General features: G+C 65.6%; 25 protein-coding genes. 14 read left to right on the top strand and 11 right to left on the bottom strand.

Annotation, left to right across the window (positions count from 1 at the left end):
- Positions 1 to 156 precede the first annotated feature (156 nt).
- From G3T36_RS17940 to G3T36_RS17925, 4 genes are all read left to right on the top strand, one after another.
- Positions 157 to 1,692, top strand: a complete 1,536-nt coding sequence (locus G3T36_RS17940; RefSeq protein ID WP_163291232.1) for a PucR family transcriptional regulator — start codon at positions 157 to 159, stop codon at positions 1,690 to 1,692.
- Between the two features lie 139 nt (positions 1,693 to 1,831).
- Positions 1,832 to 2,755: an aldose 1-epimerase family protein gene (locus G3T36_RS17935; RefSeq protein ID WP_163291231.1), complete on the top strand. Its 924-nt coding sequence runs from the start codon at positions 1,832 to 1,834 to the stop codon at positions 2,753 to 2,755.
- Positions 2,756 to 2,953: 198 nt separating this feature from the next.
- Positions 2,954 to 3,313 carry a YciI family protein gene (locus tag G3T36_RS17930; RefSeq protein WP_163291230.1) on the top strand — a complete coding sequence of 120 codons (360 nt, stop codon included), beginning with the start codon at positions 2,954 to 2,956 and terminating at the stop codon, positions 3,311 to 3,313.
- Positions 3,314 to 3,403: 90 nt separating this feature from the next.
- Complete coding sequence (locus G3T36_RS17925; protein ID WP_163291229.1) at positions 3,404 to 3,703, top strand: hypothetical protein; 300 nt, start codon at positions 3,404 to 3,406, stop codon at positions 3,701 to 3,703.
- Positions 3,704 to 3,707: 4 nt separating this feature from the next.
- Here the strand turns inward: G3T36_RS17925 and G3T36_RS17920 are convergent, their stop codons facing one another.
- The gene (locus tag G3T36_RS17920) at positions 3,708 to 5,285 is read right to left on the bottom strand and encodes a phospholipase D-like domain-containing protein (RefSeq protein WP_163291228.1); all 1,578 of its coding nucleotides are present in this window, start codon (positions 5,283 to 5,285) and stop codon (positions 3,708 to 3,710) included.
- Positions 5,286 to 5,356: 71 nt separating this feature from the next.
- On the opposite strand from G3T36_RS17920, the gene G3T36_RS17915 reads away from it, so the two are divergent.
- The 7 genes from G3T36_RS17915 to G3T36_RS17885 all read left to right on the top strand — a co-directional run bounded on the left by G3T36_RS17915 (position 5,357) and on the right by G3T36_RS17885 (position 9,796).
- Positions 5,357 to 6,478 carry an epoxide hydrolase family protein gene (locus tag G3T36_RS17915; protein ID WP_163291227.1) on the top strand — a complete coding sequence of 374 codons (1,122 nt, stop codon included), beginning with the start codon at positions 5,357 to 5,359 and terminating at the stop codon, positions 6,476 to 6,478.
- Positions 6,479 to 6,598: 120 nt separating this feature from the next.
- Complete coding sequence (locus tag G3T36_RS17910; protein WP_163291226.1) at positions 6,599 to 6,940, top strand: PadR family transcriptional regulator; 342 nt, start codon at positions 6,599 to 6,601, stop codon at positions 6,938 to 6,940.
- 1 nt (position 6,941) lies between these two features.
- Positions 6,942 to 7,310, top strand: coding sequence for a DUF1048 domain-containing protein (locus G3T36_RS17905; protein ID WP_163291225.1), 369 nt, complete (start codon positions 6,942 to 6,944; stop codon positions 7,308 to 7,310).
- On the top strand, positions 7,307 to 8,143 hold the full coding sequence (locus tag G3T36_RS17900; RefSeq protein ID WP_163291224.1) for an ABC transporter ATP-binding protein: 837 nt from the start codon (positions 7,307 to 7,309) through the stop codon (positions 8,141 to 8,143). The genes G3T36_RS17905 and G3T36_RS17900 overlap by 4 nt, the downstream gene beginning before the upstream one ends.
- On the top strand, positions 8,140 to 8,904 hold the full coding sequence (locus tag G3T36_RS17895; RefSeq protein ID WP_163291223.1) for an ABC transporter permease: 765 nt from the start codon (positions 8,140 to 8,142) through the stop codon (positions 8,902 to 8,904). The genes G3T36_RS17900 and G3T36_RS17895 overlap by 4 nt, the downstream gene beginning before the upstream one ends.
- A gap of 80 nt (positions 8,905 to 8,984) precedes the next feature.
- Positions 8,985 to 9,182, top strand: coding sequence for a hypothetical protein (locus G3T36_RS17890; protein WP_163291222.1), 198 nt, complete (start codon positions 8,985 to 8,987; stop codon positions 9,180 to 9,182).
- Positions 9,179 to 9,796, top strand: a complete 618-nt coding sequence (locus G3T36_RS17885) for a TMEM175 family protein (protein ID WP_163291221.1) — start codon at positions 9,179 to 9,181, stop codon at positions 9,794 to 9,796. Before G3T36_RS17890 ends, G3T36_RS17885 begins: the two co-directional genes overlap by 4 nt.
- 21 nt (positions 9,797 to 9,817) lie before the next feature.
- Here G3T36_RS17885 and G3T36_RS17880 read toward each other — a convergent pair whose 3' ends face one another.
- Complete coding sequence (locus G3T36_RS17880; protein WP_163291220.1) at positions 9,818 to 10,471, bottom strand: cation diffusion facilitator family transporter; 654 nt, start codon at positions 10,469 to 10,471, stop codon at positions 9,818 to 9,820.
- An 85-nt stretch (positions 10,472 to 10,556) separates the two neighbouring features.
- On the opposite strand from G3T36_RS17880, the gene ppk2 reads away from it, so the two are divergent.
- The gene (gene ppk2 / locus G3T36_RS17875) at positions 10,557 to 11,465 is read left to right on the top strand and encodes a polyphosphate kinase 2 (protein WP_205245086.1); all 909 of its coding nucleotides are present in this window, start codon (positions 10,557 to 10,559) and stop codon (positions 11,463 to 11,465) included.
- Between the two features lie 3 nt (positions 11,466 to 11,468).
- Here ppk2 and G3T36_RS17870 read toward each other — a convergent pair whose 3' ends face one another.
- Genes G3T36_RS17870 through G3T36_RS17855 form a run of 4 tightly spaced genes read right to left on the bottom strand, consistent with a single transcriptional unit; the run spans position 11,469 to position 16,790 of the window.
- Complete coding sequence (locus G3T36_RS17870; protein ID WP_338031627.1) at positions 11,469 to 13,544, bottom strand: glycoside hydrolase family 2 protein; 2,076 nt, start codon at positions 13,542 to 13,544, stop codon at positions 11,469 to 11,471.
- 4 nt (positions 13,545 to 13,548) lie between these two features.
- Entirely contained in the window at positions 13,549 to 14,436 is an 888-nt protein-coding gene (locus G3T36_RS17865; RefSeq protein ID WP_163291218.1) for a carbohydrate ABC transporter permease, read from the bottom strand.
- A 3-nt stretch (positions 14,437 to 14,439) separates the two neighbouring features.
- Positions 14,440 to 15,363 (bottom strand): carbohydrate ABC transporter permease, encoded by a 924-nt coding sequence (locus tag G3T36_RS20035; protein ID WP_338031626.1) that lies wholly within the window; start codon positions 15,361 to 15,363, stop codon positions 14,440 to 14,442.
- Positions 15,364 to 15,410: 47 nt separating this feature from the next.
- Positions 15,411 to 16,790: an ABC transporter substrate-binding protein gene (locus G3T36_RS17855; protein ID WP_163291217.1), complete on the bottom strand. Its 1,380-nt coding sequence runs from the start codon at positions 16,788 to 16,790 to the stop codon at positions 15,411 to 15,413.
- A 140-nt stretch (positions 16,791 to 16,930) separates the two neighbouring features.
- Here G3T36_RS17855 and G3T36_RS17850 point away from each other — a divergent pair, with 140 nt between their 5' ends.
- Positions 16,931 to 17,941 (top strand): LacI family DNA-binding transcriptional regulator, encoded by a 1,011-nt coding sequence (locus tag G3T36_RS17850; protein WP_163291216.1) that lies wholly within the window; start codon positions 16,931 to 16,933, stop codon positions 17,939 to 17,941.
- Between the two features lie 42 nt (positions 17,942 to 17,983).
- On the opposite strand, the gene G3T36_RS17845 is transcribed toward G3T36_RS17850, so the two are convergent.
- Entirely contained in the window at positions 17,984 to 18,235 is a 252-nt protein-coding gene (locus tag G3T36_RS17845) for a DUF4242 domain-containing protein (RefSeq protein ID WP_163291215.1), read from the bottom strand.
- 77 nt (positions 18,236 to 18,312) lie between these two features.
- Complete coding sequence (locus G3T36_RS17840) at positions 18,313 to 20,055, bottom strand: AfsR/SARP family transcriptional regulator (protein WP_163291214.1); 1,743 nt, start codon at positions 20,053 to 20,055, stop codon at positions 18,313 to 18,315.
- Positions 20,056 to 20,248: 193 nt separating this feature from the next.
- Here G3T36_RS17840 and G3T36_RS17835 point away from each other — a divergent pair, with 193 nt between their 5' ends.
- A complete protein-coding gene (locus tag G3T36_RS17835) occupies positions 20,249 to 20,803 on the top strand; it encodes an ABC transporter substrate-binding protein (RefSeq protein ID WP_163291213.1) in 555 nt (184 codons plus the stop codon).
- Positions 20,804 to 20,867: 64 nt separating this feature from the next.
- Here the strand turns inward: G3T36_RS17835 and G3T36_RS17830 are convergent, their stop codons facing one another.
- From G3T36_RS17830 to G3T36_RS17820, 3 genes are all read right to left on the bottom strand, one after another.
- The gene (locus G3T36_RS17830; protein ID WP_163291212.1) at positions 20,868 to 21,143 is read right to left on the bottom strand and encodes a hypothetical protein; all 276 of its coding nucleotides are present in this window, start codon (positions 21,141 to 21,143) and stop codon (positions 20,868 to 20,870) included.
- A 232-nt stretch (positions 21,144 to 21,375) separates the two neighbouring features.
- Positions 21,376 to 22,035 carry a GntR family transcriptional regulator gene (locus G3T36_RS17825; protein ID WP_240148642.1) on the bottom strand — a complete coding sequence of 220 codons (660 nt, stop codon included), beginning with the start codon at positions 22,033 to 22,035 and terminating at the stop codon, positions 21,376 to 21,378.
- Entirely contained in the window at positions 22,035 to 22,712 is a 678-nt protein-coding gene (locus G3T36_RS17820; RefSeq protein WP_163291210.1) for a GntR family transcriptional regulator, read from the bottom strand. The genes G3T36_RS17825 and G3T36_RS17820 overlap by 1 nt, the downstream gene beginning before the upstream one ends.
- Positions 22,713 to 22,823: the final 111 nt, after the last annotated feature.

The raw sequence follows: 22,823 nt of genomic DNA, 5'->3' as shown, positions 1-22,823 counted from the left end.
TGGCGAACGATGCGCCTGGGCGGGTTGCGACGGCGCTCTGGCGCTCATGCTAGGCACGCCCGGGGACGCCGCAACATCGCCCGCTTGTACAATTGGACGGCGCCTGATGACCACGGCGTACAACGAGGATGCGTCGACGCAGGAAAGAAGGTGCGGATGCCGCCCACACTGCGCCGGCTCCTCTCGAACCCCGAACTCGACCTCCGCCTGCTGACGTCCGAGAGCGCCCTGCCCGCGCAGGCCCTCGACCAGGTCGTGCAGTGGGTGCACAGCTCCGACCTCGCCGACCCCACGCCGTTCCTCTCCGACGGGCAGGTCCTGCTCATCACCGGCACACAGTTCGCCCCAGCGGCCACCACGGCCGCCGACTTCCTCCCGTATGTCGAACGGCTGCGCGCCCGAGGCCTGGCCGGGCTCGGTTTCGGCACGGAGGTGATCCGCGACGGGACGCCCGACGGGCTGGTTGCCGCCTGTCTCGAGGCCGGTCTTCCGCTCTTCGAGGTGCCCTACCGCATCCCGTTCATCGCGGTCTCGCGCTACGTCGCCGACCTCACCGCCGAGGAACTCTTCGCCCGCAACACGTGGGCGCTCAAAGCGCAGCGCGCGATCTCGCTGGCGGCCCTCCGCCCGGACGGCCTGACGGCCACCCTCGCCGAGTTGTCACGCCAACTCGACCACTGGGTCGCCCTGTTCGACGCGACCGGGTCGGTCGACCGCGTGTTCCCGCCCGACGCGCTCGGCGCATCCACTCTCGCCGCTGTCAGCGCCGAAGCCACCAGGCTGCTGCGCACCCGTCGCCGCTCGAGCGGCACCATCGTCACCGGCGGCGAGACCCTCACCCTCCAGACGCTCGGCACCAGCGGGCAGTTGCGGGGCGTGCTCGCCCTCGGCGGCGCCGGCGAACTCGACCAGGCCGGCCAGCAGGTCGTCACCAGCGTCATCGCCCTGGCGGGGCTCGCACTCGAACAGAACACCGCACTCGACCGGGCGGTCGGCCACCTGCGCTCAGGGCTCTGGCACGTGCTGGTCTCCGGTGACACGCAGCTCGCATCCGACATCGCCGTGCAGATGTGGGGAGCGATGCCCGCGGAACCCGTGCGGGTCGCCCTCGTCGACTCCCCCATCGACGGCGTCGACGCGCTCAGCGAATGGCTGGAGTTGCGCGTGGCCGAGCATCCGGGTGCGCTGTTCTACGCCGCCGACGACGGTCGCATCGTGCTCTGCTTCAGCTCCGCGGCTCCGACCCTGGTCGTAGACCTCACAGCCGGATTCGGCTTGAAGGCTGGGGTGTCGGATGCGGTGGGTTACGCCGACCTCGCCCGCGCCCACGACCAGGCGACGCAAGCCCTCGATCGCGCCCGCGAAGGCGACGAAGGTGTGGTGTCCTTCGACACGATCTCGCGGCAGGGCGTGCTCGCGTTCCTCGCCCGCACCGACGCGCGCGAAGTGGCACGAACCACGCTCGCACCCCTGATCACCGCCGACGAAGCGAACGGGAGCGTGCTCGTGCTCTCGCTGCGGACGTGGCTGGAGCACAACGGAACGTTCGATTCGGCGGCGCGCGAGCTGGGCATCCACCGCCATACGCTCCGCGCACGGGTCGCCGAGGCGGAGCGGCTGCTCGGCCGCGACCTGTCCTCGTTCCACGCGCGTGCCGACCTCTGGGCCGCACTCCTCGCGACGCGCGCGTAACCCTACAGCCGCCGAGAATCACCCTCCCCGCCGACCGTCACTGCTCTGCCGGCGACTCTCGGCCGCAGCGATGACGCTCGCCCGCGGGATCAGCGAGCCGAATGTACCGGCGAATCCACAGACCGGGCAGAATGAGGCCATGATCACTCCTCTTTCCGGGACGCACTATGGGCTGACCGCGGGCGACTACAGCGCGACGATCGCATCCGTCGGGGCCAGCCTGCGCATGTTGCAGCACAACGGACGCGACCTCGTCGTCCCGTTCGCGGCAGACGAGATCCGCCCGGCCTACCGCGGAGCGACGCTGGCGCCATGGCCGAACCGGGTGATCGACGGGCGTTACCGGTTCGACGGCGTCGAAGAGCAGCTGCCCCTGACGGAACCGAACCGCGGAAACGCCCTGCACGGTCTCGCCGTGTGGCTGGATTTCGATGCCATCGAGGGCTCGGCGAGCCACGTCGTGCTGGTTGGGACCATCCAGGCGCAGGCCGGCTACCCGCACCGCGTCGAGGTGACCGTCACGTACACCCTCGACGAGAGCGGACTGCATTCGACCGTGTCAGGACTCAACACCGGGCATGACCAGGCCCCGTGGGGTACCGGCCCTCATCCCTATCTCACGCCGGGCTCGGGCCGGGTCGACGAGTGGACCCTGTCACTCCCGGCCGCGTCGGTGCTCAGGGTCACGGATGACCGGCTGGCGCCGATCGGCCTCGCAGACGTCGCGACCGAGGAGGACGGCTCCTACGACTTCCGCGAGCCGCGCCTCATCGGCAGCACGTTCATCGATCACGCGTTCACCGACCTGGAACGCGACAAAGATGGGATGACCGAGGTCACGGTCGTCGCAGCCGACGGAAACGGCGTCGGGATGACGTGGGCGAACGACTGCCCATGGGTGCAGGTGCACACGGCCGATCAGCCGAATCCCGCCGCCAGCCGCCTGGGCCTCGCTGTCGAACCGATGACCTGCCCGCCCGACGCGTTCAACTCGGGCACCGACCTGATCGTGCTCGCTCCCGGCGCGTCGGCGACCGCCGGCTGGACCATTTACGCTGTTTGAGCCGAGCGTTCCATGAGCCTATGAGGGCGGCGGTGGGGAAAGCGGGCGGGCACCCCACCGCCGCCGCGTTCTCATGGTAGACGTTTTCGATAACGCCCCGATGATGTATCCACATACGGAGTAGTTTGTGGAGGAATGTCGATCAGGGCCATGATCGTTCGACGTTCTCGTGTCACCCACCGAAGACAGGAGAAGTTCATGCGCTACGAGATTCTGATCTACAACAATGCCGAATGCGAAGCCGCGATCACCGGAGACCTGAAGGACGAGTTCGAGAACGCACACGGCACACTCATCCACGAACTGCAGGAATCCGGTGAGCTGATCGAGACGAACGTGCTCAGCATGGAGGCTGCAGTGGTCGTGCGCGCTGACCGCCAGGCGCCCCATCGCGTGCACACGACCGACGGCCCGTTCGTCGAGTCGAAGGAATGGGTCGGGGGCTTCTATCTCGTCGATTGCGTGAGCATCGACCGGGCCGTCGAGATCGCAGGCCGCTTCGTGGAGGCGCGCTTTTCGCCGGTTGAGGTGCGGCAGCTGGAGTACGACCCCAGGTGAGCAGCGCGACCCGTTGACACGGGCGTGCGGCGGTCGTAGCGTGGTGTGACCTGCCCCGGACCCCGGCACGCGAGTTGCTGGAGGTCAGCGATGGAGCAGAGAACAGAACCCGTGCCCATAGACCTGGTTCCCGTGCATCCGGGTGCCTGGCGGGCGTGCGACGCTCGCTTCGCCTACAACGATGCGCAGTCCCTGGTCGGGTTCGTCGAAGATGTCGGCGATGAGGTCGAGGTCATGGTGATCGGCGATCGCTTCTCCTGGGCATTCTTCCCGACGCTGACGGATGCCGTCGAGTTTCTGCGTGCCGTAGCGGCCGAACTGACGGTTCAACGCAGTCGGGGACCAGTCGCGCAGCTCCGCGAGGCCGCGGCGCAAGCCATCTCGTCCTGACGATTCAGAACTCGGATGTGCCCCTCAGCCTGCGGGGACGGCTGTCCGGGTCGATGACGATACGGTTCACCGGGGCGGCCCAGATCCGTTGACGCCGGGAGACGGGCTCGGTCCGGTGCGGCCGCACTCGTCCGATCGGACGCTCCGAGCTTCGTCCGGTCCGGTGCCAGTGATCGAGATCGTCAGCGCTCGCTTTCCACAGCGCGAGGCCGTTGTCGGTGTCGAGGAGGCGGGGGTCATCGGGGTCGAGGCCGAGGTGTTCGGCCCAGAGCTGGAGCCGGAGATCACGCGCCACCTTGCCGGTAAGGGGCCGGCCTTCCGCCGAGAGATCGAGGACGGCGCAGGTGAGTTCGCTGTCCGTGGTCCAGGAGCGACGGTTGAAATTGTCGGAGCCGCAGGTGAACCAGGTGTCGTCGACGACGCAGATCTTCGCGTGAACGTAGATGGGAGTGCCGGCCTCGTTCTCGATGTCGAACACGCCGACCCTGTCCGGCGCGGCGCGGCGCAGCATCGCGATGGAACGGAGTTGGCCGAGGCGGCTGGGCGGCCCGGTGAGCCGGCCGTCCGCATCCGGGTAGCGGGGCACCACCACGATCACCCGCAACCGAGGATTGTCAGTGAGCGCTCTCGCGATTCCCGCCGCGATCTCGGTCGACCACAGGTACTGGTCCTCGATGTAGATGAAGGACTGGGCACGGGCGAAGGCCTTCGAATAGGCCCGCGCCACGCTGCGCTCCCCCGCCGGGGCGAAGGGGAACGGCGGACGTTTCGGCGCATAGGTGCGCAATAACTGCACGGCGTGCGGGCCCGCGGGGGGTGGGGGCGGCGCGGCCTCGGGGAGCGGCTTCGGATGCCGGGGCATGCGGGCGAGTCGTTGGAGCAGGCTCCGGTACGGGTTGCGGTGGTCGAGAGGATGCGGATCGTTCCAGCGTTCGGAGAACACCGTCAGCAGGTCCGCAACCACCGGTCCGCGCAGCTCGAGGGCGGCATCGTGCCACGGCGGTCGTTTTCCGTAGCGGGGATCCATGTCCAGCGTTTGAGGGTCTCCCGCGTGGATGGCATCGTCGCGGCGGCTGTGGCAGAGGTCGATGCCACCGACGAAGGCGACGTCTTTCGACGCATCCTCGGTATGACGGATGACGAAGAGTTTCTGATGGTGCGACCCGAACACCCGTACTCGCTGATCGAGCAGGACCTCTCCACCGGCGTCGTTGATCTCCCGGCCCAGCATCTGGTTGGACAGCCCGCTCATGGGCGCCGAGACCCGTTCCCCGTGCGACCGCCAGATCAGACCGCGCACCTGCACACCGGCACGAGCGAGCCCCGCAAGCAGCTCACCGATGGAAGGGCCATCCGGAAGCAGCCGTTCGTCCGCGTCGCCGCGCCAGTCGGTGAACCACACCCGGTCGCCCGCCTGCAATGCCGACAACTCCGCATGCAGCCGCGCGAAGTAGGTCGCACCGTGGACGAGAGGCTGAACGAGGTTGCCCTCCGACCACGGCGGCCGCCCGGCCTGCACGTCGGTGGCCGGGTTCGCCCGCTCGGCACGGCTCAGGAACCAGTCACCGGCATCATCGTCCACGCCACGAACTCTACGTCATCGCGTGCTGACGGCGCCGCTCTGGGGTCGGTGGCCGGCCCTACGGTGGTGTCATGGACGCTTTCACCGCCCCCGAACCCTTCCGGATCAGCGTTCCCGACAGAGAGCTCGATGACCTCCGCATCCGGCTGGCGCGCACGCGGTACCCGGTGCCGACGCCGGCCGAACCCTGGGAGGCGGGCGTCGACATCCCCTTTCTCGCGACCCTGATGGACGAGTGGCGCGAGTCGTACGGCTGGCGTGCGGCGGAGGCGAGGCTGAATGCGTTCCCGCAGTTCACGGCGACCGTGAACGGCGAGCGCATCCATTTCGTACAGCTCAGGGCCGAAGGGCTGGCGGATGCTCGCGATCCGATCCCGATCGTCCTCAGCCATGGCTGGCCGTACTCGTTCATCGAGATGCTTCCCCTCGGCGAGCTCCTGGCGGCCGACGGCTTCGACGTCGTCATCCCGTCGCTGCCCGGCTACGGGTTCTCCGAGGTCATGAAGGAGCCGTTCACGTCGGCGGCCGTCGCGGAGCGCTGGCACACGCTGATGACGCGCGTGCTCGGCTATGAGCGATATGCGACCTACGGCGAGGATGTCGGAACGTGGGTCAGCGACCGGCTGGCGGCGACGCATCCCGACGCAGTCATCGGTCTCTTCGCCACGCACGCGGCTTTTCCACCGGCCGAGCGGAGGCAGGACCTCACCGAAGAGGAGCAGGCCTTCATCGACTGGCTGGACGCCAAGTGGAAAAGCGCGAGCGCCTACAGCAGTCAGCAGTCGACGCGCCCGGACACGCTCGCGGTCGGCCTGACGGATTCACCGGCGGGCCTCGCGGCCTGGCTCATCGAGAAGTTCCGGGAATGGAGTGGCACCGACGAAGTCTCCGACTACTGGAGTACGGACGAGCTGCTGACGACCATCTCCCTCTACTGGTTCACCCGCACCATCGGAACCTCCTTCCGCGCCTACTTCGATTACCGGCACGAGACGCCGATGCCGATGATCGACGTGCCCGTCGGGGTGTCCATCCAGTGGGGCGAGCGCGGCTTCCCGCGCCATTACGCCGAAAGAACGTACACCGACATCCGGTTCTGGAACGACCTGCCGACGGGCGGCCACTTCACGGCGAAGCAGACACCTGCGCTGGTCGAGACCGACATGATCGCCTTCTTCGACCGGCTGCGGTAGCTCTGGCTGGTTCGATCCAGGCCGGAAAAAACCCTCGCTATTCAGTCTTGCTAACTACTGGTAGTCGGCGTTACTATCTAGTGGTAGTCAACATCACTGAGTAGCGAAGGGAGGGTTCCCATGGCCAAGCAGATGACCGAAATGCTCAAGGGCACGCTCGAGGGCATCGTGCTCGCGATCCTGGGCTCGCAGCCGGCATACGGCTACGAGATCACGGCGCGGCTGCGCGAACAGGGCTTCTCCGACATCGTCGAAGGCACTGTCTACGCACTGCTCGTCCGAATCGAGCAGCGCGGGTTCGTCGACGTGACGAAGGTCCCATCCGAGAAGGGACCGCCGCGCAAGGTGTACTCGCTGAACGCACGGGGCAGCGAGTACCTGGCCGAGTTCTGGAGCGCCTGGAGCTTCCTCTCAGAACGCATCGAACAGCTCCACCGTGAACGTACAGAAGGAGAGAACTGAAATGGTCGCAAAGTGGATCGAGACCCTCACCGGGTCACTCGAGCAGAAGAAGCAATTCAGGGAGTACAAGGCCCGCGTCGAAGCGCTCCCGGAACCCTACCGTGCCTCCGCGAAGGCCATCGAGCGCTACCTGATGTACACCGGAGGTGTCGTCGACGGCGACACGCTCATCACGATGTTCGGCGACTTCGCCGACCTCTGGGAGCGTGCCGCAGCGGATGGGACACCCGTGCGCGAGATCGTCGGCGACGACCCGGTCGAGTTCGCCGACGCGTTCGCGCAGGCGTACAGCGGCAAGCAGTGGATCGACAAGGAACGCGCCCGCCTGACCAAGGCGATCGAGGACGCAGAGCGGGAGGAGAAGAAATGACCACGGAGGCCGCCATCCACGTGCAGGGCATCCAGAAATCGTTCAAAGACCTGCACGTCCTGCAAGGCGTGGACTTCGAGGTGCAGGCGGGCACCATCTTCGCGCTCCTCGGTTCGAACGGAGCGGGCAAGACCACGCTGGTGCGCATCCTGTCCACCCTGCTGAAAGCCGACGGGGGAACCGCAACGGTGTACGGCTATGACGTCGCTGCCAAGCCCGGGGATGTGCGCGAATCGATCAGTCTCACCGGCCAGTTCGCCGCAGTCGATGAAGTACTCACCGGCAGGGAGAACCTGGTGCTGGTCGCCCGGTTGCGTCACCTCAAGAACCCGGGTGCGATCGCCGACGAACTCCTCGCCCGTTTCTCGCTCACCGACGCGGGCGACCGCAAGGCGGCGACCTACTCGGGCGGCATGCGACGCCGGCTCGACATCGCGATGAGCCTGATCGGGAATCCGCCGATCATCTTCCTCGACGAACCGACGACGGGGCTCGACCCCCAGGCGCGCATCGAGGTGTGGCAGACCGTCAAGAAGCTCGCCGGGCAGGGCACGACAGTGCTGCTCACGACGCAGTACCTCGACGAGGCCGAGCAGCTCGCCGACCGCATCGCGATCCTCCACAAGGGCACGATCATCCAGAACGGCACGCTCGCCGAGCTCAAGCAGCTCCTCCCGCCGGCCGAAGTCGAGTACGTCGAGAAACAGCCTTCGCTCGAGGACGTCTTCCTCGCCCTCGTCGGCGAGACCGGCGAGACCGGCGAGACCGGCGACTCCGGCGAAACCGCAACCACCGACGCCGACACGGTGTCCCATGGAAAGGAACTCCGATGACAACCCATGTCCTCGGCGACACCGGCGTCCTGACCGGGCGCTCGCTGCGCCACATCGTTCGCAGCCCCGACACGATCATCACCACGGCGGTCACACCGATCGCACTGATGCTCCTGTTCGTATACGTGCTCGGCGGCGCCATCAACACTGGATCGAACGAGTCGTACATCGACTACATGCTCCCCGGCATCCTGCTGATCACCATCGCATCCGGCATCGCCTACACCGCCTACCGGCTGTTCCTCGACCTGCAGGGAGGCATCTTCGAACGCTTCCAGTCCATGCCGATCGCCAGGTCGAGCGTGCTCTGGGCGCACGTGCTCACCTCGCTGGTCGCGAACCTGGTCTCCGTCGCCATCGTGATCGGTGTCGCACTGATCATGGGCTTCCGCACCGGGGCGTCGGTCGGTGCGTGGCTCGCCGTCGCGGGCATCCTGATCCTGTTCACCCTCGCCCTGACGTGGCTTGCGGTGATTGCGGGGCTTTCGGCGAAAACCGTCGACGGCGCAAGCGCATTCAGCTACCCGCTGATCTTCCTGCCCTTCATCAGCTCAGCCTTCGTCCCGACCGAGACGATGCCCGCACCGGTCGCGTGGTTCGCCGAGAACCAGCCCGTGACCTCGATCGTCAATACCATCAGGGCCCTGTTCTCCGAGCAGCCCGTCGGCACCGACATCTGGATCGCGCTCGCCTGGCTCGTCGGGATCCTCGTCGTCGCCTACGGATTCGCGATCGCCGCCTACCGACGCAAAATGAACTGACGACCCAGGTGCTGAAACGGGAGGGGCGGACGCTTCACAGCATCCGCCCCTCCCGCGCGTCCCGCTGCTACGCTCTGGCCATGAAGCGCAGCTGGCCGTTCCTCGTCCCCGGCGTCATCCTGGTCGCGGCCGGGCTGGTGTGGACTCTGCAGGGATTCAATGTGCTGCGGGGGTCGTCGATGAGCGGCTCATCGGTCTGGGCCACCGTCGGTCCGATCGTTCTGGTGGTCGGCCTGGTGCTGATCGGCATCGCCATCGCCCGCCGCAGGAAGCGATGACGAGAGCTCGGCTAGAAGCCTTCAGCGACGGCGTGCTGGCCGTCGCCATCACGTTGCTTGTGCTCGACCTCCACGTCGATCCGCACGGGAAACAATCCCTGGCCACCCAGCTCGTCGCCGAATGGCCGTCTTTCGCCGCCTACCTGGTGAGCTTCCTCGTCATCGGCGTGATCTGGGTGAACCACCACGCCCTGATCCAGCGAGCGAACCATGTGGATCGGTTGCTTCTCTTCTACAACCTGTTGCTTCTCCTGTTCGTCACCAGTGTGCCGTTCACCACCTCGACCCTGGCCGGATACCTCGCGGTCGAGAATGCCCAGGATCTCCGCGTGGCGGTGCTGCTCTACGGCGCGTCGATGACGGGAATGGCGATCGCCTTCACCCTCCTGTTCGCTCGGGTGAGCAGATTCGAAGCGTCAGAAGGCCAGGTGTGGTCGCCGGCCCGCATCCGAAGTATCGTGCGGTTCGGAATCGGAACGATTCTCTACCCCGTAGTGGCGCTCATCGGACTGATCAGCGCGCCACTCATGCTGGCGATCTATGGCGCGCTGAGCATCTACTACATGTTCAACCAGACCGGTGTGGCCGGCGAGCGCGCGGGAGGAGGCGACTGACCAGCCGCGGTGAGCGTGGGTTCAGTCGTCGTCGAAGTCGACGTCTTTCCCGCGCAGCGCCGCGATCGCTTTGACGATCAGCTGGATGCCTGCGATCGCGATCAGAACGGACACTCCGAGGGCGAGCACCGGGTCGAGCCAGTAGAAACTGTCGGTGACGAGGATGATGGCTCCCGCGACCGCGATCGCAGCAGCGGCAGCCGCATCCGCGAGGGCGTCGATCAGCACTGATCGCATGTGCAGGTCCTCGTCGGCGGCTGAGCGGCCCAGGACGAACGCGCCGGCGAGCATCACGAGAACCGTGATGACACTGACGATGACCATCGGCAGACCCTCGACCGGAGGCGAGCCCTCACGCAGGCGCGAAACGGCCTCGATTGCCACCGTCGCCGTCACGATCAGGAGCAGCGTCGCATTCACGAGGGCCGCGGCCACGATGGGCCGTTGCGCGTTCGGACGATCGGGATTCCGATCGCGCAAGGCAATGGCGATGAGGCCGAGCACCAGCGCGAAACAGTCGGCGATCGTGTCGCCGGCAGCGGCGAGCACGCTCACAGAGTGCGCAAGGACGCCCGCGACGACCAGACCGACGATGAGCGCGGCATTCAGTCCGAGAACGATCAGGATCCGGCTTCGCTGGCTCCGCCGCACGCTATGCTTCGCCGCGTCAGACACGCTCGATATTGTGTCATCCCCGCGTACACTCCGGATATCGCGACCCATGCGATCAGAGGACGCCGATCGGCGGCAAGGAGGAAGAATGGCTGACGATCTCTCCGCGGGCGGCCTCCGCGAGTACATCGAGTACTTGCGTGCAACCGGGTACACAGTGCAGGGTGGGCACACCCCTGACCCCGACCTGATCGATCCCGAGGGAAACCCGGTCTACACCTGGCAGGAGGGGTACCCGTATTCGGAGCGGATGACGCGTGAGCGGTACGAGCTCGAGAAGTACCAGCTGCAGGTGGAGTTGCTGAAGTTCCAGTACTGGCTGGAGGACAACGACCGCCGCGCGGTCATCGTCTTCGAGGGGAGGGATGCGGCCGGCAAGGGCGGCACCATCAAGCGCTTCACCGAGCACCTCAATCCGCGCACCTCACGCGTCGTCGCGCTCTCGAGGCCGAGCGACCGGGAACGCGGGCAGTGGTACTTCCAGCGCTACGTCCAGCACCTCCCCACATCCGGTGAGATCGTCATGTTCGACCGGTCCTGGTACAACCGGGCGAACGTCGAGCGGGTGATGGGGTTCTGCACCGACGAGGAGTATGAGCAGTTCATGGTCCAGGCGCCGGCTTTCGAGAAGATGCTCATCGATTCGGGCATCCACCTGACCAAGTTCTGGTTCTCGGTGTCGCGCACGGAGCAGCGCACCCGGTTCGCCATGCGGCAGCTCGACCCGGTGCGGCGGTGGAAGCTGTCTCCGATGGACATCGCCTCCCTCGACAGGTGGGACGACTACACGGCGGCCAAGGAGGAGATGTTCCACCGGACGGACAAGCAGCACGCACCGTGGACGATCGTGCGGTCGAACGACAAGAAGCGCGCGCGGGTCAACGCCATGCGCTATTTCCTGAGTCAGTTCGACTACGAGGGCAAGGATCCGGCTGTGGTCAAGCGACCCGACCCGCAGATCGTCATGCGCAGCAAGCGCCTCGTCGGCGACGAATAGGACTCATCTCACCCGCGCTCCGCGACGGTTCGGCGACTCGATCGGCGCAGCGTCGACGAAGGCCCGTGCAATGGTGCGCCCTTGGGTCACGAACCAGAGATGGAGCCGGGCCGGGCCAGGGCGCGGCGGTACGTGAACGACGGCGGCTTCGCTCAGCCGGAAAGGCTCGGCCTCGACCCATTCGCTCGCGTCAGACGTCGCCGCACGAGGCGAAAGGGATCCGGCCGTTCCCCACGCCGCGTGCAGCATTCCGGCTACGGGCGCGTGACCGTGATGCGAGACATGCACCCCCAGCGCGAGCGTCTCCGTGGGCACGGGGATGTCGGCACCCGCATGAGCCGGCACCAGGTCGACGACGAGCACTGTCGGACCGAAGGCGTCGGCCGGATCCAGTCCGCCTTCGTCCTTGCGGCGCCGACCAGCATCCAGCACACCGGCCATCTCGTGTTCGACGTCGGTCAGCTCGGTGTAGACGAAGCCGGCGAAGCGGTCGTGACGACGGATCTCCTGCGTCTGCCAGCGAACGTGCCAAGCGCGGTCAAGACTGGTGAACCCGGCGCCGTATTCACTGTTCAGGATGGGGACACCGGTGCGGGGAAAATCGGGCGAACCATAGAACGACTTGTCGACCAGGAAGTCGGGCCCCAGCTTGACCTCGAAGGTCTCCCGCTCCCCTGCAGCCAGAGCCGCGAGGTTCGTCGCCCAGCGTCCAGGGTCCTCATCGTAGTAGTGCCAGTCGACAAGATCGGTGCGCACGTGGGCCCAGCCCGAGTTCTCCACGATGGGACGGGAATCGTCCAGAGCACGCATCGTGTCGTACGCGTGCATCGCCGCTTCGGCGCGTTCCGGACTGCCCGGGATGTCCCAGTCCAGCCCCCACTCTTCGTTGTAAAGGCCCCAGATGACGATCGAGGGATGGTTGCCGTCGCGCTCGACGAGTTCCGGGAGCTGCTGCTCGAACGCAGCGGCGGCGGTCGCGCTGAACCTACTCGGGCACGGTGGTTCCGCCCAGACGAGCATCCCCGTGCGGTCGGCATAGTCGAGCCAGAGGGGCTCCTCGAATTTCAGGTGCTTGCGCACCAGGTTGAAGCCGAGTTCGCGGGCCAGGTCGATGTCTCGTCGCAGGGCGGTTTCGTCTGGCGCGGTCAACCCCGTCGTCGGCCAGTATCCCTGGTCGAGGACACCCCGCACGTAGAGACGTTCTCCATTGAGATGGAGTTCTTCGCCGCAGGTCTCGATTCGACGCAGTCCGGCTGTGACGATGAGTCGGTCAGCGTCTCCCCCGTCGCCCGCGGTGAGCGTCACGGCGTACAGGTGAGGCGAGTCGGGGCTCCAGAGCCGCGGCTCGACGAGCTGGAGGCGGCCGCTGAATCGGCCACCGGAGACCGAGAGCTCCGCGCGCTCCCCGTCCACCTCGGCGATGACGCGAATGCCATCCGTGCGGTCGCCGGCGAGCTCCCCCGTAATGTCGAAGCCGGTCAGTGAATCTCCTCGCAGGGCGACCTCGGCGACGTAGGTTCGGCCGCGCGCTTCCAGCCAGACGCTCTGCCAGATGCCGGAGGTCGGCGTGAAAGCCACACCGTCGTAGTCGTCCCGCGGAATGGAGCGCTGCTTGCCGTGCGGGATGGACCGCTTGTCGGCAGGGGCATCCACCTCGACCGTGAGCTCCGCCGGGCGGCCGGGCTTCAGCGCGTCGGTCACGTCGAACTCGAACGAGCTGTGACCGCCGGTATGCCGGCCGAGCTCGACGCCGTCCACGGCCACGATCGCCTCGTGGTGCACTGCCCCGAAACAGAGCACAACGCGACGTCCGTCCCAGTCGTACGGGACCTCGACCGTTCGACGGTAGACCGCGTGCTCGAGCCAGGTCCGCTGGACGCCTGACGCCTCGGTCTCCCAGGCGAACGGAACGACGATCGAGTCGGGGGTCCGCTCGTCGGCCTCGAATTGCCAGAGACCGTTGAGGCTCAGCCACGCGGCCGAGCGGTCCCGATCGGGTCGGGGATATTCGGGCCGCGGCACGTCGGAGAGCGAGAAGGAGCCGGCGGTGGGCTCGGTGGTCGTTTCAGCAATAGTCACGGAGTCAGCCCTTTACGCTTCCGGCGAGGATGCCGTTGATGAAGTGCTTCTGCAGCACGATGAACAGGATGAGGAGGGGAATGAGGGCGACGGATGCAGCGGCAAGCAGTTCGCCGGTCACCGTCGCATAGTCGGCTCCGATCTTGTTGCCGGAGATGTTCTGGGCGAGAGTCGACAACACCACCTGGAGCGTTGACATCTGGCTGGAATTCGACACGACGACCGGCCAGACGAAGTCGTTGTAGATGTTCATGACGGTCAGGACGGCGAGCCCGGCCAGTCCGGGGCGGATTATCGGCACAATCACACGCCAGAAGATCCCGAACTCGCCACAACCGTCTATTCGCGCGGCGTCGAGCAGTTCGTCCGGGACGGCTGCGATCACCTGTCGCATCCAGAAGATGGCGAACGCGTCCACCGCGCCCGGGAGGATCAGCGCCTGGTAGGTGTTCACCCAGCCGAGTTCCTTCATCTCCAGCAGCAGCGGGATGATGAGCACGATCGTCGGCAGCATCAGGGTCAACAGCACGGCGCCGAAGATGACGCCCTTTCCACGGAAGTCGTACTTCGCGAAAGCGAAGGCCGCGAGTGGCGCACAGAACAGCGTGATCCCGCCCTTCACGACCAGCACGATCCCGGTATTGAGGAAGCCGGAGCCGATGGGTACGTCCTGTAGCATCCCGCGGAAGTTGTCGAGGGTGAACGACGAGGGGTCGAAGCCGAGCGGATCGCGGATGATGTCGGCCGCCGGCTTGAACGAGGACAGGATCGCCCAGGCGACCGGGGCGAGGAACGCGATTGTGAGGATGAGAAGGAAGATGTGCGAGCCGACCCGGATGCGCGGCCGTGGTCGGCGCGCGGCGGTGAGGGTGACGGTGTCAATGGTGGCCATCGTTCAATCCTTGGCTCGGAGCAGGCGGACGAATACGAGGGAGACGAGCATGACGACGATCACCAGAAGGAAGGAGTTGGCCGCCCCGGTGCCCAGATCGGCACGGGAGATGTGGTTGTAGAGGAAGAGACCCGCCGTCGTCGTCGACCCGTATGGGCCGCCCTTGGTCACCACGTAGGGCTCCGCAAACATCTGGAAGACCGCGAGAGTCTGCAGCACGACGCAGAACATCAGCGAACGCCGCAGCAATGGCACCGTAATACTCCACAGCTGGCGCACGCGGCTCGCACCGTCGAGGGACGCCGCTTCGTAAAGAGCGGCGTCGATCGACTGGAGACCCGACAGAAGGATGATCACAACGAACCCCGTGGTCTTCCAGAGGAAGAGCAGGGCGAGCGTCGGCTTGGCCCATGCGCTTGTCACCAGCCACCCGATGTGCGGGATGCCCACGGCGCCGAGCACCGCATTGACCGCGCCGTAGTTCTGGTCGAACAGGACGATCCAGATCTGTGCGACGGCGACCAGCGGAGTGACGAAGGGAACGACGAACGCGACCCGGTAGAAGCCGCGCATCCTCAGCTTCGTGCTGTTGAGCAGCACAGCCACGATCACCGAGACGACGAGCTGGACCGGCACGATCAACAGCCAGAGCACCCCCGAGTTCGCCAGCGACGCCCAGAACGCATCATTGCCGAGCAGGTAGAGGTAGTTGCCGAAGCCGACCCATTCCGCGCCCCCCGCCCCATGCCAGTTCGTGAAGCTGAGGCGCAGGGTGAATATCAGGGGATAGATGCTGAAGGCAAGGAAGATCGCGACGAAGGGGAGCACGAAGAGGTAAGGCGCCACTCGCCTCCGCCCGGGCAGTCCACGCTGCCGGCGTGCCGTGCGCACGCGGGTCGGCGAGGGTGCTGTCATCGTGGTTGCCACGTCATGTCCTTGTCTGCGAGCGGTGTGCGGAACGGGCCGGCCGAGGCCTACTTGCGGTCGACCAGGTTGGACTGGATGTCCTTCGAGGACTGATCGATCACCTGGCTCGGGGTCATCGTCCCATCGAGCATCTTCTGAACGTCGTTACCGAGGTAATCGACTGCTCCTGCCCACCAGGACGGAATAGGCGCTCCGCCCGGGATCTCCTTTCCGGCCTTGATCGCCGTACTCCAGAGATCCTGGTCCCCCATCTCAGGGATCGTCGTGAACAGGGGCTTGGACGGGTTGGCAGCAGGCTGGTATGCCGGGATCGAGGTGTTCAGCCCGCCCGGGTAGACCGCATTCGGACCGTACACCGCGGTGTAGCCCGCCTTGTCGTACATCAGGAACTTGTAGAACAGCCACGCCAGCTGGGAATTCTTGCCATCCTTGGGCAGAACGAACGAGGATCCGCCCATCGCACCGCTTCGCGCTCCCCCGCTCGACCATGCGGGTAGGGGCATGGCGCGCCAGTCGCCCTTGGTCGTCTTCAACTGCTGCTGCGGTGCGAAGTCGAACCACATCGCCCACGGGTAGAAGACCTCGTTGCTCGCGTCGAGGGCACCGACATCGCTGGGGCTGAGATACTCTGCCCGGGTGCCGAGGCCCTGCTTCTGCACGGTGTCGAGCCAGGTGAGGATCTGCTTGTACTGGGGCGAGTCGAGTCGCAGTTTGCCGTTCGCGTCCGCGAGGCTCGTGCTGAGCTGGCTCGCGTACATCTCGAGCTGCAGCTGACCCAGGAACGCGCTCTGCTCCAGGTGGATCGGCTTGGAGCCGGGCTTGTACTGCTGATACTGCTTCGCCGCGGCGATCAGATCGTCGTAGGTGCGAATGCTGCTGGGGTCGATACCTGCCGCGCCGAGCGCTTTCGCGTTATAGAAGAGCAGACCGGGGTCGAGGTCGAAGGGCACTCCATAGATCCCGCCCTTGACCGTGTTGACGTCGACCTTCTGCTTGGCGATGTTCTTCGCGTACGGCGCGAGCACGTCCTTCAGGTTCCAGAGGTAGTCGACGTACCCACCCACCTTCGCGTCGTCGAGGAAGACGCCGTCTGGTACATCAGTTCCGGTGATGAGTGTGTTCTGGAGTTTGGCATCGATGTCGACTGCTTCGTGCTTGACCGTGATGCCTGGGTAGACGCGATTGAAATCCTTGATCGCGTTGTCGAAGACCTTGAACAGGTCACCGGATCGGTCCCAGATGGTGATGGTGCCCTTCGGCGATTTCTCGGTGGGAGCTTTGAGCATCGAGCTGTCAGTGGTCGAGGTGCTGCCGGAACCGATCTCCGGGCCACAGCCACTCAGGCCGACTGCAACGAGCGCTGCAGTCGCCAGGGCCGCGACGCGGAGGACGGTGGTGCGACCGCCCCTACGTGGTGTGTGGTTCATGACACTCCTTTGTGCAGGATGATGGTGTGCCGGCTCGGGTCGTCGCCAGTTTCGCGACATTTGCCAACGTATGCAAACTCTAACCCATGTTTGCATACGTTGCAAACGATAGAATGGCCGGTACCGACGAGAGGAGACCCATGGCAGCCACACTGCGCGATGTCGCCGATCGGGCGCAGGTGTCCATTCGTACAGTTTCCAACGTCGTCAGCGGCTACGAGCACGTCAGCGAAAAGATGCGCGAGCGGGTCACGCGAGCGATCGACGACCTCGGTTACAGCCCGAACCCGATCGCCCGCACACTGCGCACCGGCAAAACCGGCCTGCTCTCCCTGGTCGTGCCCGAAATCGACGTCCCCTTCTTCAGCGAATTGGCCCGGGCGGTCATCGATGAGGCAGACGCGCTCGGCTTCCAGGTGATGATCGACCAGACCGGTCACGACCACGAACGAGAGCGCCAACTGCTGCGCAGTGGTGCTCGACGCAATCTCTTCGACGGGATGCTCTTCGCACCACTCGCCACGCAGGACGAGCTCAGCGATCTCGAAGCCTCCGACACCCTCCCGCTCATCCTCCTCGGCGAACACGTCTTCGATGGCCGGTTCGACCACGTCGCCATCGACAACGTGCAGGCCGCGCACGACGCGACCACACATCTTCTCGAGCGCGGACGCAGCCGCATTGCTGCGATCGGCGCTCAGCCGAAGGAGACCTACGCCACCCCGCTGCAGCGCAGCGAAGGCTTCCGGCTTGCCCTCGAGGAGCACGGCCTCGAGCCGGTCACTGCTCTTCAGATGGATGCGCCCCACTACGGGCGCGCGGACGGCTACGCAGCGGCAACCGCTCTCATCGAGCAGAACCCCGGCCTCGACGCCATCTTCTGCTACTCGGACCTACTGGCGATGGGAGCGATCCGATCAGTCTTCGACGCTGGACTTCGCGTTCCCGACGACATCGCGGTGATCGGGATCGACGACATCCAGGAGGGCCGCTTTTCGCGCCCCTCGCTCAGCACGGTCTCACTCGACACCCCGTACATCGCGCGCACGGCCGTGGAGAGGCTCGCGGCCCGGATCGAGGATCCCGACGTGCCGGCGAACGAGGTCATCGCTCCCCACGAACTCATCCCCCGCGAGAGTACGCAGGGGTGACGAAAGCTGATCTTCCGAGCCGCTGGCAACCAGCGCGGCGCCTCAACCTTGTGCGACCGGATAGATCTCATCGGCGACCAGGCCGTGAGACTCACGGTGCACAGCCTGCGCACTTTCCGCATCCGGGGCCTCGACCAGGCAGAAAATCCGCCCGTCTTCCGCATCGAACCAGTAGTTGAGGTAATTGGTGTTGTACTTGTCCTGAACCTTCAGGTCCGCCTGGTGGGCGTGCTCCAGCATTTGGGCGTCTGCACCCTCAGGAATGCTGCGATGAATATCCATGAACAGTGGCATGGGATCCTCCTTGCTCAGCTTCGGGGATGACCTTCATCCCACAGCTGGCACGCTATGCGCCGGGCGTTCCTCGAGCGTTACCTCTCGAGCAGTCGACTGCGATTGGGAACTGACGCTGCGGATTGTTCACATCTGTCGGCGTCGCGCTGGTGGTTAGCCGATCGAAAGCGAGCCCCGGCCCGTTCGAACAGGGCGACAACGTCAGCCGGCGCGCCACCGAGCGCGAGCAGCAAGGTCGCGTCAGCCTCATCGACCGCCGCGTGCCATGGCCCGCCGGACCACATCGGAGCAACCCGACGTGCTTCGTCGAGGTAATGTTCCGACCGGCCCAGGTCACCGGAGCGGGCGGACACCATCGAGGCATTGACCCTGAACGACATGGCACAGGTGTCGCACGCCTGATGCCGACTGAAGGCGTCTTCCGCCTCATCGATCACATCCCGCGACGTGCCAGCCGTCTCACCCTGGAGCATGCCCCCGTAGATCAAGGGCATGAGGTGCTCGCGCACAGCCGTCTGCTCAGCGATGTGGAGCGCTTGTCGATGTGCTTCCCTCGCGCGCGCCCGGTTGCCGCCACGGGATTCGAGCTGTGCGCCACGCTCCGCCGCCAACGCCCAACCGGTGGTCGAGGAGGATTCCCTGTGGAGTCGTACTGCGTGAGTCAGGTCCTCGCGAACCTCGGTTCCGACGAGCCCTGAAAGCAGGGCGGTTTCGCCGCGCAACAGTCTGCCCAGCGCCTCGGCCTGAGGCGAGCCTGTGCGCGTACTGAATTGAATCAGCCGGCGCGCCATGGCGGCGACGTCGGACAACCCGTTCTGCTCCCCGAGGGCGAACTCGCTCAAGCAGATGTTCGCGTCGAAGACGAAAGGCGCGAGACCCGCATTGCGGGAAAGGCTCTCCATGAAGTTTTCGGCGAAAACCTCGTGCCAGTTGCCCTGGACATGGGCGATCAGCGCGAGCAGCTCGCTCGCCTCTGTGAGTTCCCGGGGCAATCCGGCATCGATGGAGAGCGCGCGTGCTTCGGCGGCCGTCCGTTGCGCCTCGTCGAGATCGGAGCGCTGCCAGTGCACGAGACCCCACGCCAGCAGCGCCCGGGCTCGCTCAGCCGGCGTCGGCGCATCCCGGCCATCCATGTCGAGTGCTCGATTGTAGAGGGCGACCGTGTCGGGGCCCGGCGCGACACCGAGCTCCTCGCGGAGCGTCGTGCGAAGCAGATCGAACTGCCGGATGGCGCCCGCGCGATCGCCTCTCTCGAGCTGGGCCTGCATGATCTCCCGGTGCGCGCGCTCATTGGTGGGTTCCTCGCGTACCAACCTGCCCCATAGCTGTCCCTGCTCCAACAGCTCCCGGAAGAGTCCCCGCAGATAGCGCCCTTCCTGCTCGCACCACGCCACGTACGGATCGTCGGGAAGCAGCTCGCCACCATACTGAGCCGCCGCTGCGCGGCAGGCCGCAGCGTCCCCGGATCCGATCGCCTGCGAGGCAGCATCCACGAAACTGTCGCGATCCGTGAGGACAGTGTGGTGCGGCGCCAACTTCACGAGCCCATCCTCGAGAACGACGCCGTCGGCCAATCCGAGGGCATGCCGAGCCTGAAACGCGACCTTGCGCAGATTCACCGCACTCCGGTCGAGCTGCCCATCGGGCCAGAGCGCTTCGATCACCTCCTCGCGCGGGAGCCTGTGCCGCGGTGCGAGCGCGAGCAGCTTGACCAGGTCGGCAGCGCGCTTCAGATGCCACTCATTCTCGGGAACGACGTGATCGTTCACGGCAACGGAGAAGGTGCCGAGAAGCGAAATGGCGAGCTGCTCGCCGTTCATTCCCCCAGCATATTCCTCGGATGACGTCCGGCTTCTGCGTCGTCGAGTTGCGATCAGGGGCATACGCGCCATAAACCCAGACCGGGTTGCGCACCCCCCGAACGGGGGTACCGTGGCGCGGGTTGCAGAAAATGGGTCGCATCCAAACGGATCCAGCGCATTTTCCGGCAACCAACTCGAAAGGAAAATCACGATGAGGAACAAACTGTATGCGCCTGCGCTCGTTGCGGTGATCTGTGCTGGATTGGTCGGCGTCACGGCTCTGCCAGCGAACGCCGCCCCAGCAGCGCCCGCAATATCGAGCGCAGCTTCGGCGGCGTCGACCGCCCGCGCTACGGCATCATCCGCGATCAATCAGGTGATTCCTGGCGTTGGAACCTTCGTAGGAACCTTCACACCTACTTCGTTCAGCAATCAGAACGGCGTTCTGTCGGTCACGGGTCTCGTAACCGGAACGCTGACCTCGCTCACCGGCGTTGTTACTCCGGTCAGCCAGACGGTGACGACGACCGTCAGCGGAGCTGCCGCGACGGCTGCCTGCAGCATCCTGAGCCTGCAGCTTGGTCCGCTCAACCTCAACCTTCTGGGTCTGGTAGTCACCCTGAACCAGGTCAACCTGAACATCACGGCTGTGCCGGGTGCAGGTAACCTGCTCGGTAATCTGCTCTGCGGCGTCGCTGGGCTGCTGGACCGTGGTGTCGCACTCAACGGACTGGTCAACCAGCTGAACCACCTTCTGGGTCTCTAAGAACCCAATCGGATGAAGAAGGCCCCGGAATCGCACGATTCCGGGGCCTTCTTTCGCGACGAGTTCAGCTTCTCGCTGGGGCGCCCTCGCGGGTCACGACGGCGGCGTCGCCGTCCTGGTCCAGCTTCACTCCGAGGCGCTTGCGCAACGCCCTGGTCAGAACGAGCAGTGTGACGATACCGATCGTCAACCAGATGAGGCCGTAGGTCAGCGCGTCGAAGTGGAGGTTGGCCCGGAGCACGCCGGTGAGCACCATCCCAATACCGGGGAGCACGATGTTGCGCACGATCTGCTTGGCGCCGTGCCGTTCCCCGCGCCGGATCGCGAAGTGGATGATCAAGTGGCGTTCACCACCATGAAGGCGATCAGCGCGCCGAAGTTGATCATCGACGACACGAACTCCAGGGTGAACGCCGCAGCCAGCAGCGACACCGCGCCGACCAGCAGCACCGCGATCGCGGGCGTGCGATATTTCGGATGTACGTGGGAGAGGCTTCGCGAGACTCGGAAACGTCGTTTGGTTGCGGAATTCGTGTTTGGCCAGCGTTTTGCGCGTCTGATTCAGGCCTGCGTCAGGAGGTCGCGCAATCCACGCGGAAGACCCGCTTCGTCGCTGCGACCACGCCCCGGTCATCGTGGTGTTCGAGGGCTGTTTTCAGCGTTTCGTACCCGCGTGCCAGCTCGACGAGGTCGGCGTCGAGCCCCTGGTGTGCCACGCTCACGTGATAGCTGAGGGACGGCCCTGACCGGGCGATGATCTCTACGAGCACCGGATTGGGGCAGGCGTGCAGGATCAATGTGAAGAATGCCTCAGCAGCGGTGGTGATCGCGGGCACATCGCCGACCTGGAGACTGTCGATCACCGCATCGGCCAGCCGCGCAAGCTCGGCTCGCGCGGCCTCGTCGAGGCGCGGGAGGGTCATCAGCGTCGCCCCGGCGAGCAGCACCCCGATGGTCTGCAGCGTCTCCAGTGCGCGCTCCGGTTTCGGTGCGATGACCGCCGAATACGATTGCGGCGCGGTCTGCACGAGACCCTCGAGGCTCAGGGTGTGAAGCGCTTGCCTGATCGGGGTCCCTGAAACCTGTAACCACTTCCGCAGTTCGGCCTCGTCGAGCCTCTCACCGGGGAGCAGGACACCGGTGAGAATCGCGTTCCTCACCTGTGCATACACACGGTCGCGGACGAGTTCACGGGCCGGTTCAGATCGGCCGGCCGGCTCGGGTATCGGCATCAGGAGCCACCCGCTTGCATCACAGCGTCAGGCTGCGCGATCTGGAAGACCCGTTTGGTCGCATCGGCGACTGCCTGCGGGTCCCCCTCCGCCAGCGCATCACGCACCCCCCGGTAGGCCGCCGCCGCCTCGTGCCACTGCACCCCCAGAGCGCGATAGGCGACGACAACGTAGTAAGCCCGGGCCATCAGTGTCCGTTGAGCCAGCTCGACGAGGACATGATTGGGGCACGACTGCATCAGATGCGTGTAGTAGGTCTGCGACGCCGCGAGAGAGCCGTCGATGTCCTCGTTCTCAAGCGCGGCGAGAAGCTGGTCGACATCGCGGACCAGTTCGTCCTGCCGCTCCTGGTCGAGGGAGCCCAGCGTGAGGTCGAGGATTCCGAGAACGAAGATGCCGATCGTCTGCAGGTGCAGCACGGCATCGTCGACACGCGGTTCGATCACACGCGTGTAGGACTGGGCCGCGGTTTCGACGAATCCCTCCACCGTCAGAGCGTGCAACGCTTGCCGAATCGGGGTCTTCGACATCTTCAGCCACGCCTGCAGCTTGTCGTCGTCCAGTCGCTCGCCGGGCAGGATCGTCCGCCCCAGGATCGCCCTCTTGATCGACTCATAGGCGCGATCGCGCGCCAGCACACGCACTGGCGCGTTGCTCGATGCCCCCGGGACCGGCATCGGCACCTCCTCACGGTTCAACCCAGTTCAATGGTATCGAGTGGAAACCCCAACTGGAACTTCAATCTGGATTAAAGTCCCAATTAGCGCATATACTGCACGGCAGGTGAA

The organism is Leifsonia tongyongensis, assembly GCF_010686705.1.
Taxonomy (GTDB): Bacteria; Actinomycetota; Actinomycetes; order Actinomycetales; family Microbacteriaceae; genus Diaminobutyricibacter; species Diaminobutyricibacter tongyongensis.
This window is presented reverse-complemented; position numbering and strand designations above follow the sequence as displayed.

Bases quoted from the DNA above. Each gene is read 5' to 3' on its own strand.
- G3T36_RS17940 (WP_163291232.1), top strand. From the start codon at position 157: ATGCCGCCCACACTGCGCCGGCTCCTCTCGAACCCCGAACTCGACCTC.
- G3T36_RS17935 (WP_163291231.1), top strand. From the start codon at position 1,832: ATGATCACTCCTCTTTCCGGGACGCACTATGGGCTGACCGCGGGCGAC.
- G3T36_RS17930 (WP_163291230.1), top strand. From the start codon at position 2,954: ATGCGCTACGAGATTCTGATCTACAACAATGCCGAATGCGAAGCCGCG.
- G3T36_RS17925 (WP_163291229.1), top strand. From the start codon at position 3,404: ATGGAGCAGAGAACAGAACCCGTGCCCATAGACCTGGTTCCCGTGCAT.
- G3T36_RS17915 (WP_163291227.1), top strand. From the start codon at position 5,357: ATGGACGCTTTCACCGCCCCCGAACCCTTCCGGATCAGCGTTCCCGAC.
- G3T36_RS17910 (WP_163291226.1), top strand. From the start codon at position 6,599: ATGGCCAAGCAGATGACCGAAATGCTCAAGGGCACGCTCGAGGGCATC.
- G3T36_RS17905 (WP_163291225.1), top strand. From the start codon at position 6,942: ATGGTCGCAAAGTGGATCGAGACCCTCACCGGGTCACTCGAGCAGAAG.
- G3T36_RS17900 (WP_163291224.1), top strand. From the start codon at position 7,307: ATGACCACGGAGGCCGCCATCCACGTGCAGGGCATCCAGAAATCGTTC.
- G3T36_RS17895 (WP_163291223.1), top strand. From the start codon at position 8,140: ATGACAACCCATGTCCTCGGCGACACCGGCGTCCTGACCGGGCGCTCG.
- G3T36_RS17890 (WP_163291222.1), top strand. From the start codon at position 8,985: ATGAAGCGCAGCTGGCCGTTCCTCGTCCCCGGCGTCATCCTGGTCGCG.
- G3T36_RS17885 (WP_163291221.1), top strand. From the start codon at position 9,179: ATGACGAGAGCTCGGCTAGAAGCCTTCAGCGACGGCGTGCTGGCCGTC.
- ppk2 (WP_205245086.1), top strand. From the start codon at position 10,557: ATGGCTGACGATCTCTCCGCGGGCGGCCTCCGCGAGTACATCGAGTAC.
- G3T36_RS17865 (WP_163291218.1), bottom strand. From the start codon at position 14,436: ATGGCCACCATTGACACCGTCACCCTCACCGCCGCGCGCCGACCACGG.
- G3T36_RS17855 (WP_163291217.1), bottom strand. From the start codon at position 16,790: ATGAACCACACACCACGTAGGGGCGGTCGCACCACCGTCCTCCGCGTC.
- G3T36_RS17850 (WP_163291216.1), top strand. From the start codon at position 16,931: ATGGCAGCCACACTGCGCGATGTCGCCGATCGGGCGCAGGTGTCCATT.
- G3T36_RS17845 (WP_163291215.1), bottom strand. From the start codon at position 18,235: ATGCCACTGTTCATGGATATTCATCGCAGCATTCCTGAGGGTGCAGAC.
- G3T36_RS17840 (WP_163291214.1), bottom strand. From the start codon at position 20,055: ATGAACGGCGAGCAGCTCGCCATTTCGCTTCTCGGCACCTTCTCCGTT.
- G3T36_RS17835 (WP_163291213.1), top strand. From the start codon at position 20,249: ATGAGGAACAAACTGTATGCGCCTGCGCTCGTTGCGGTGATCTGTGCT.
- G3T36_RS17825 (WP_240148642.1), bottom strand. From the start codon at position 22,035: ATGCCGATACCCGAGCCGGCCGGCCGATCTGAACCGGCCCGTGAACTC.
- G3T36_RS17820 (WP_163291210.1), bottom strand. From the start codon at position 22,712: ATGCCGGTCCCGGGGGCATCGAGCAACGCGCCAGTGCGTGTGCTGGCG.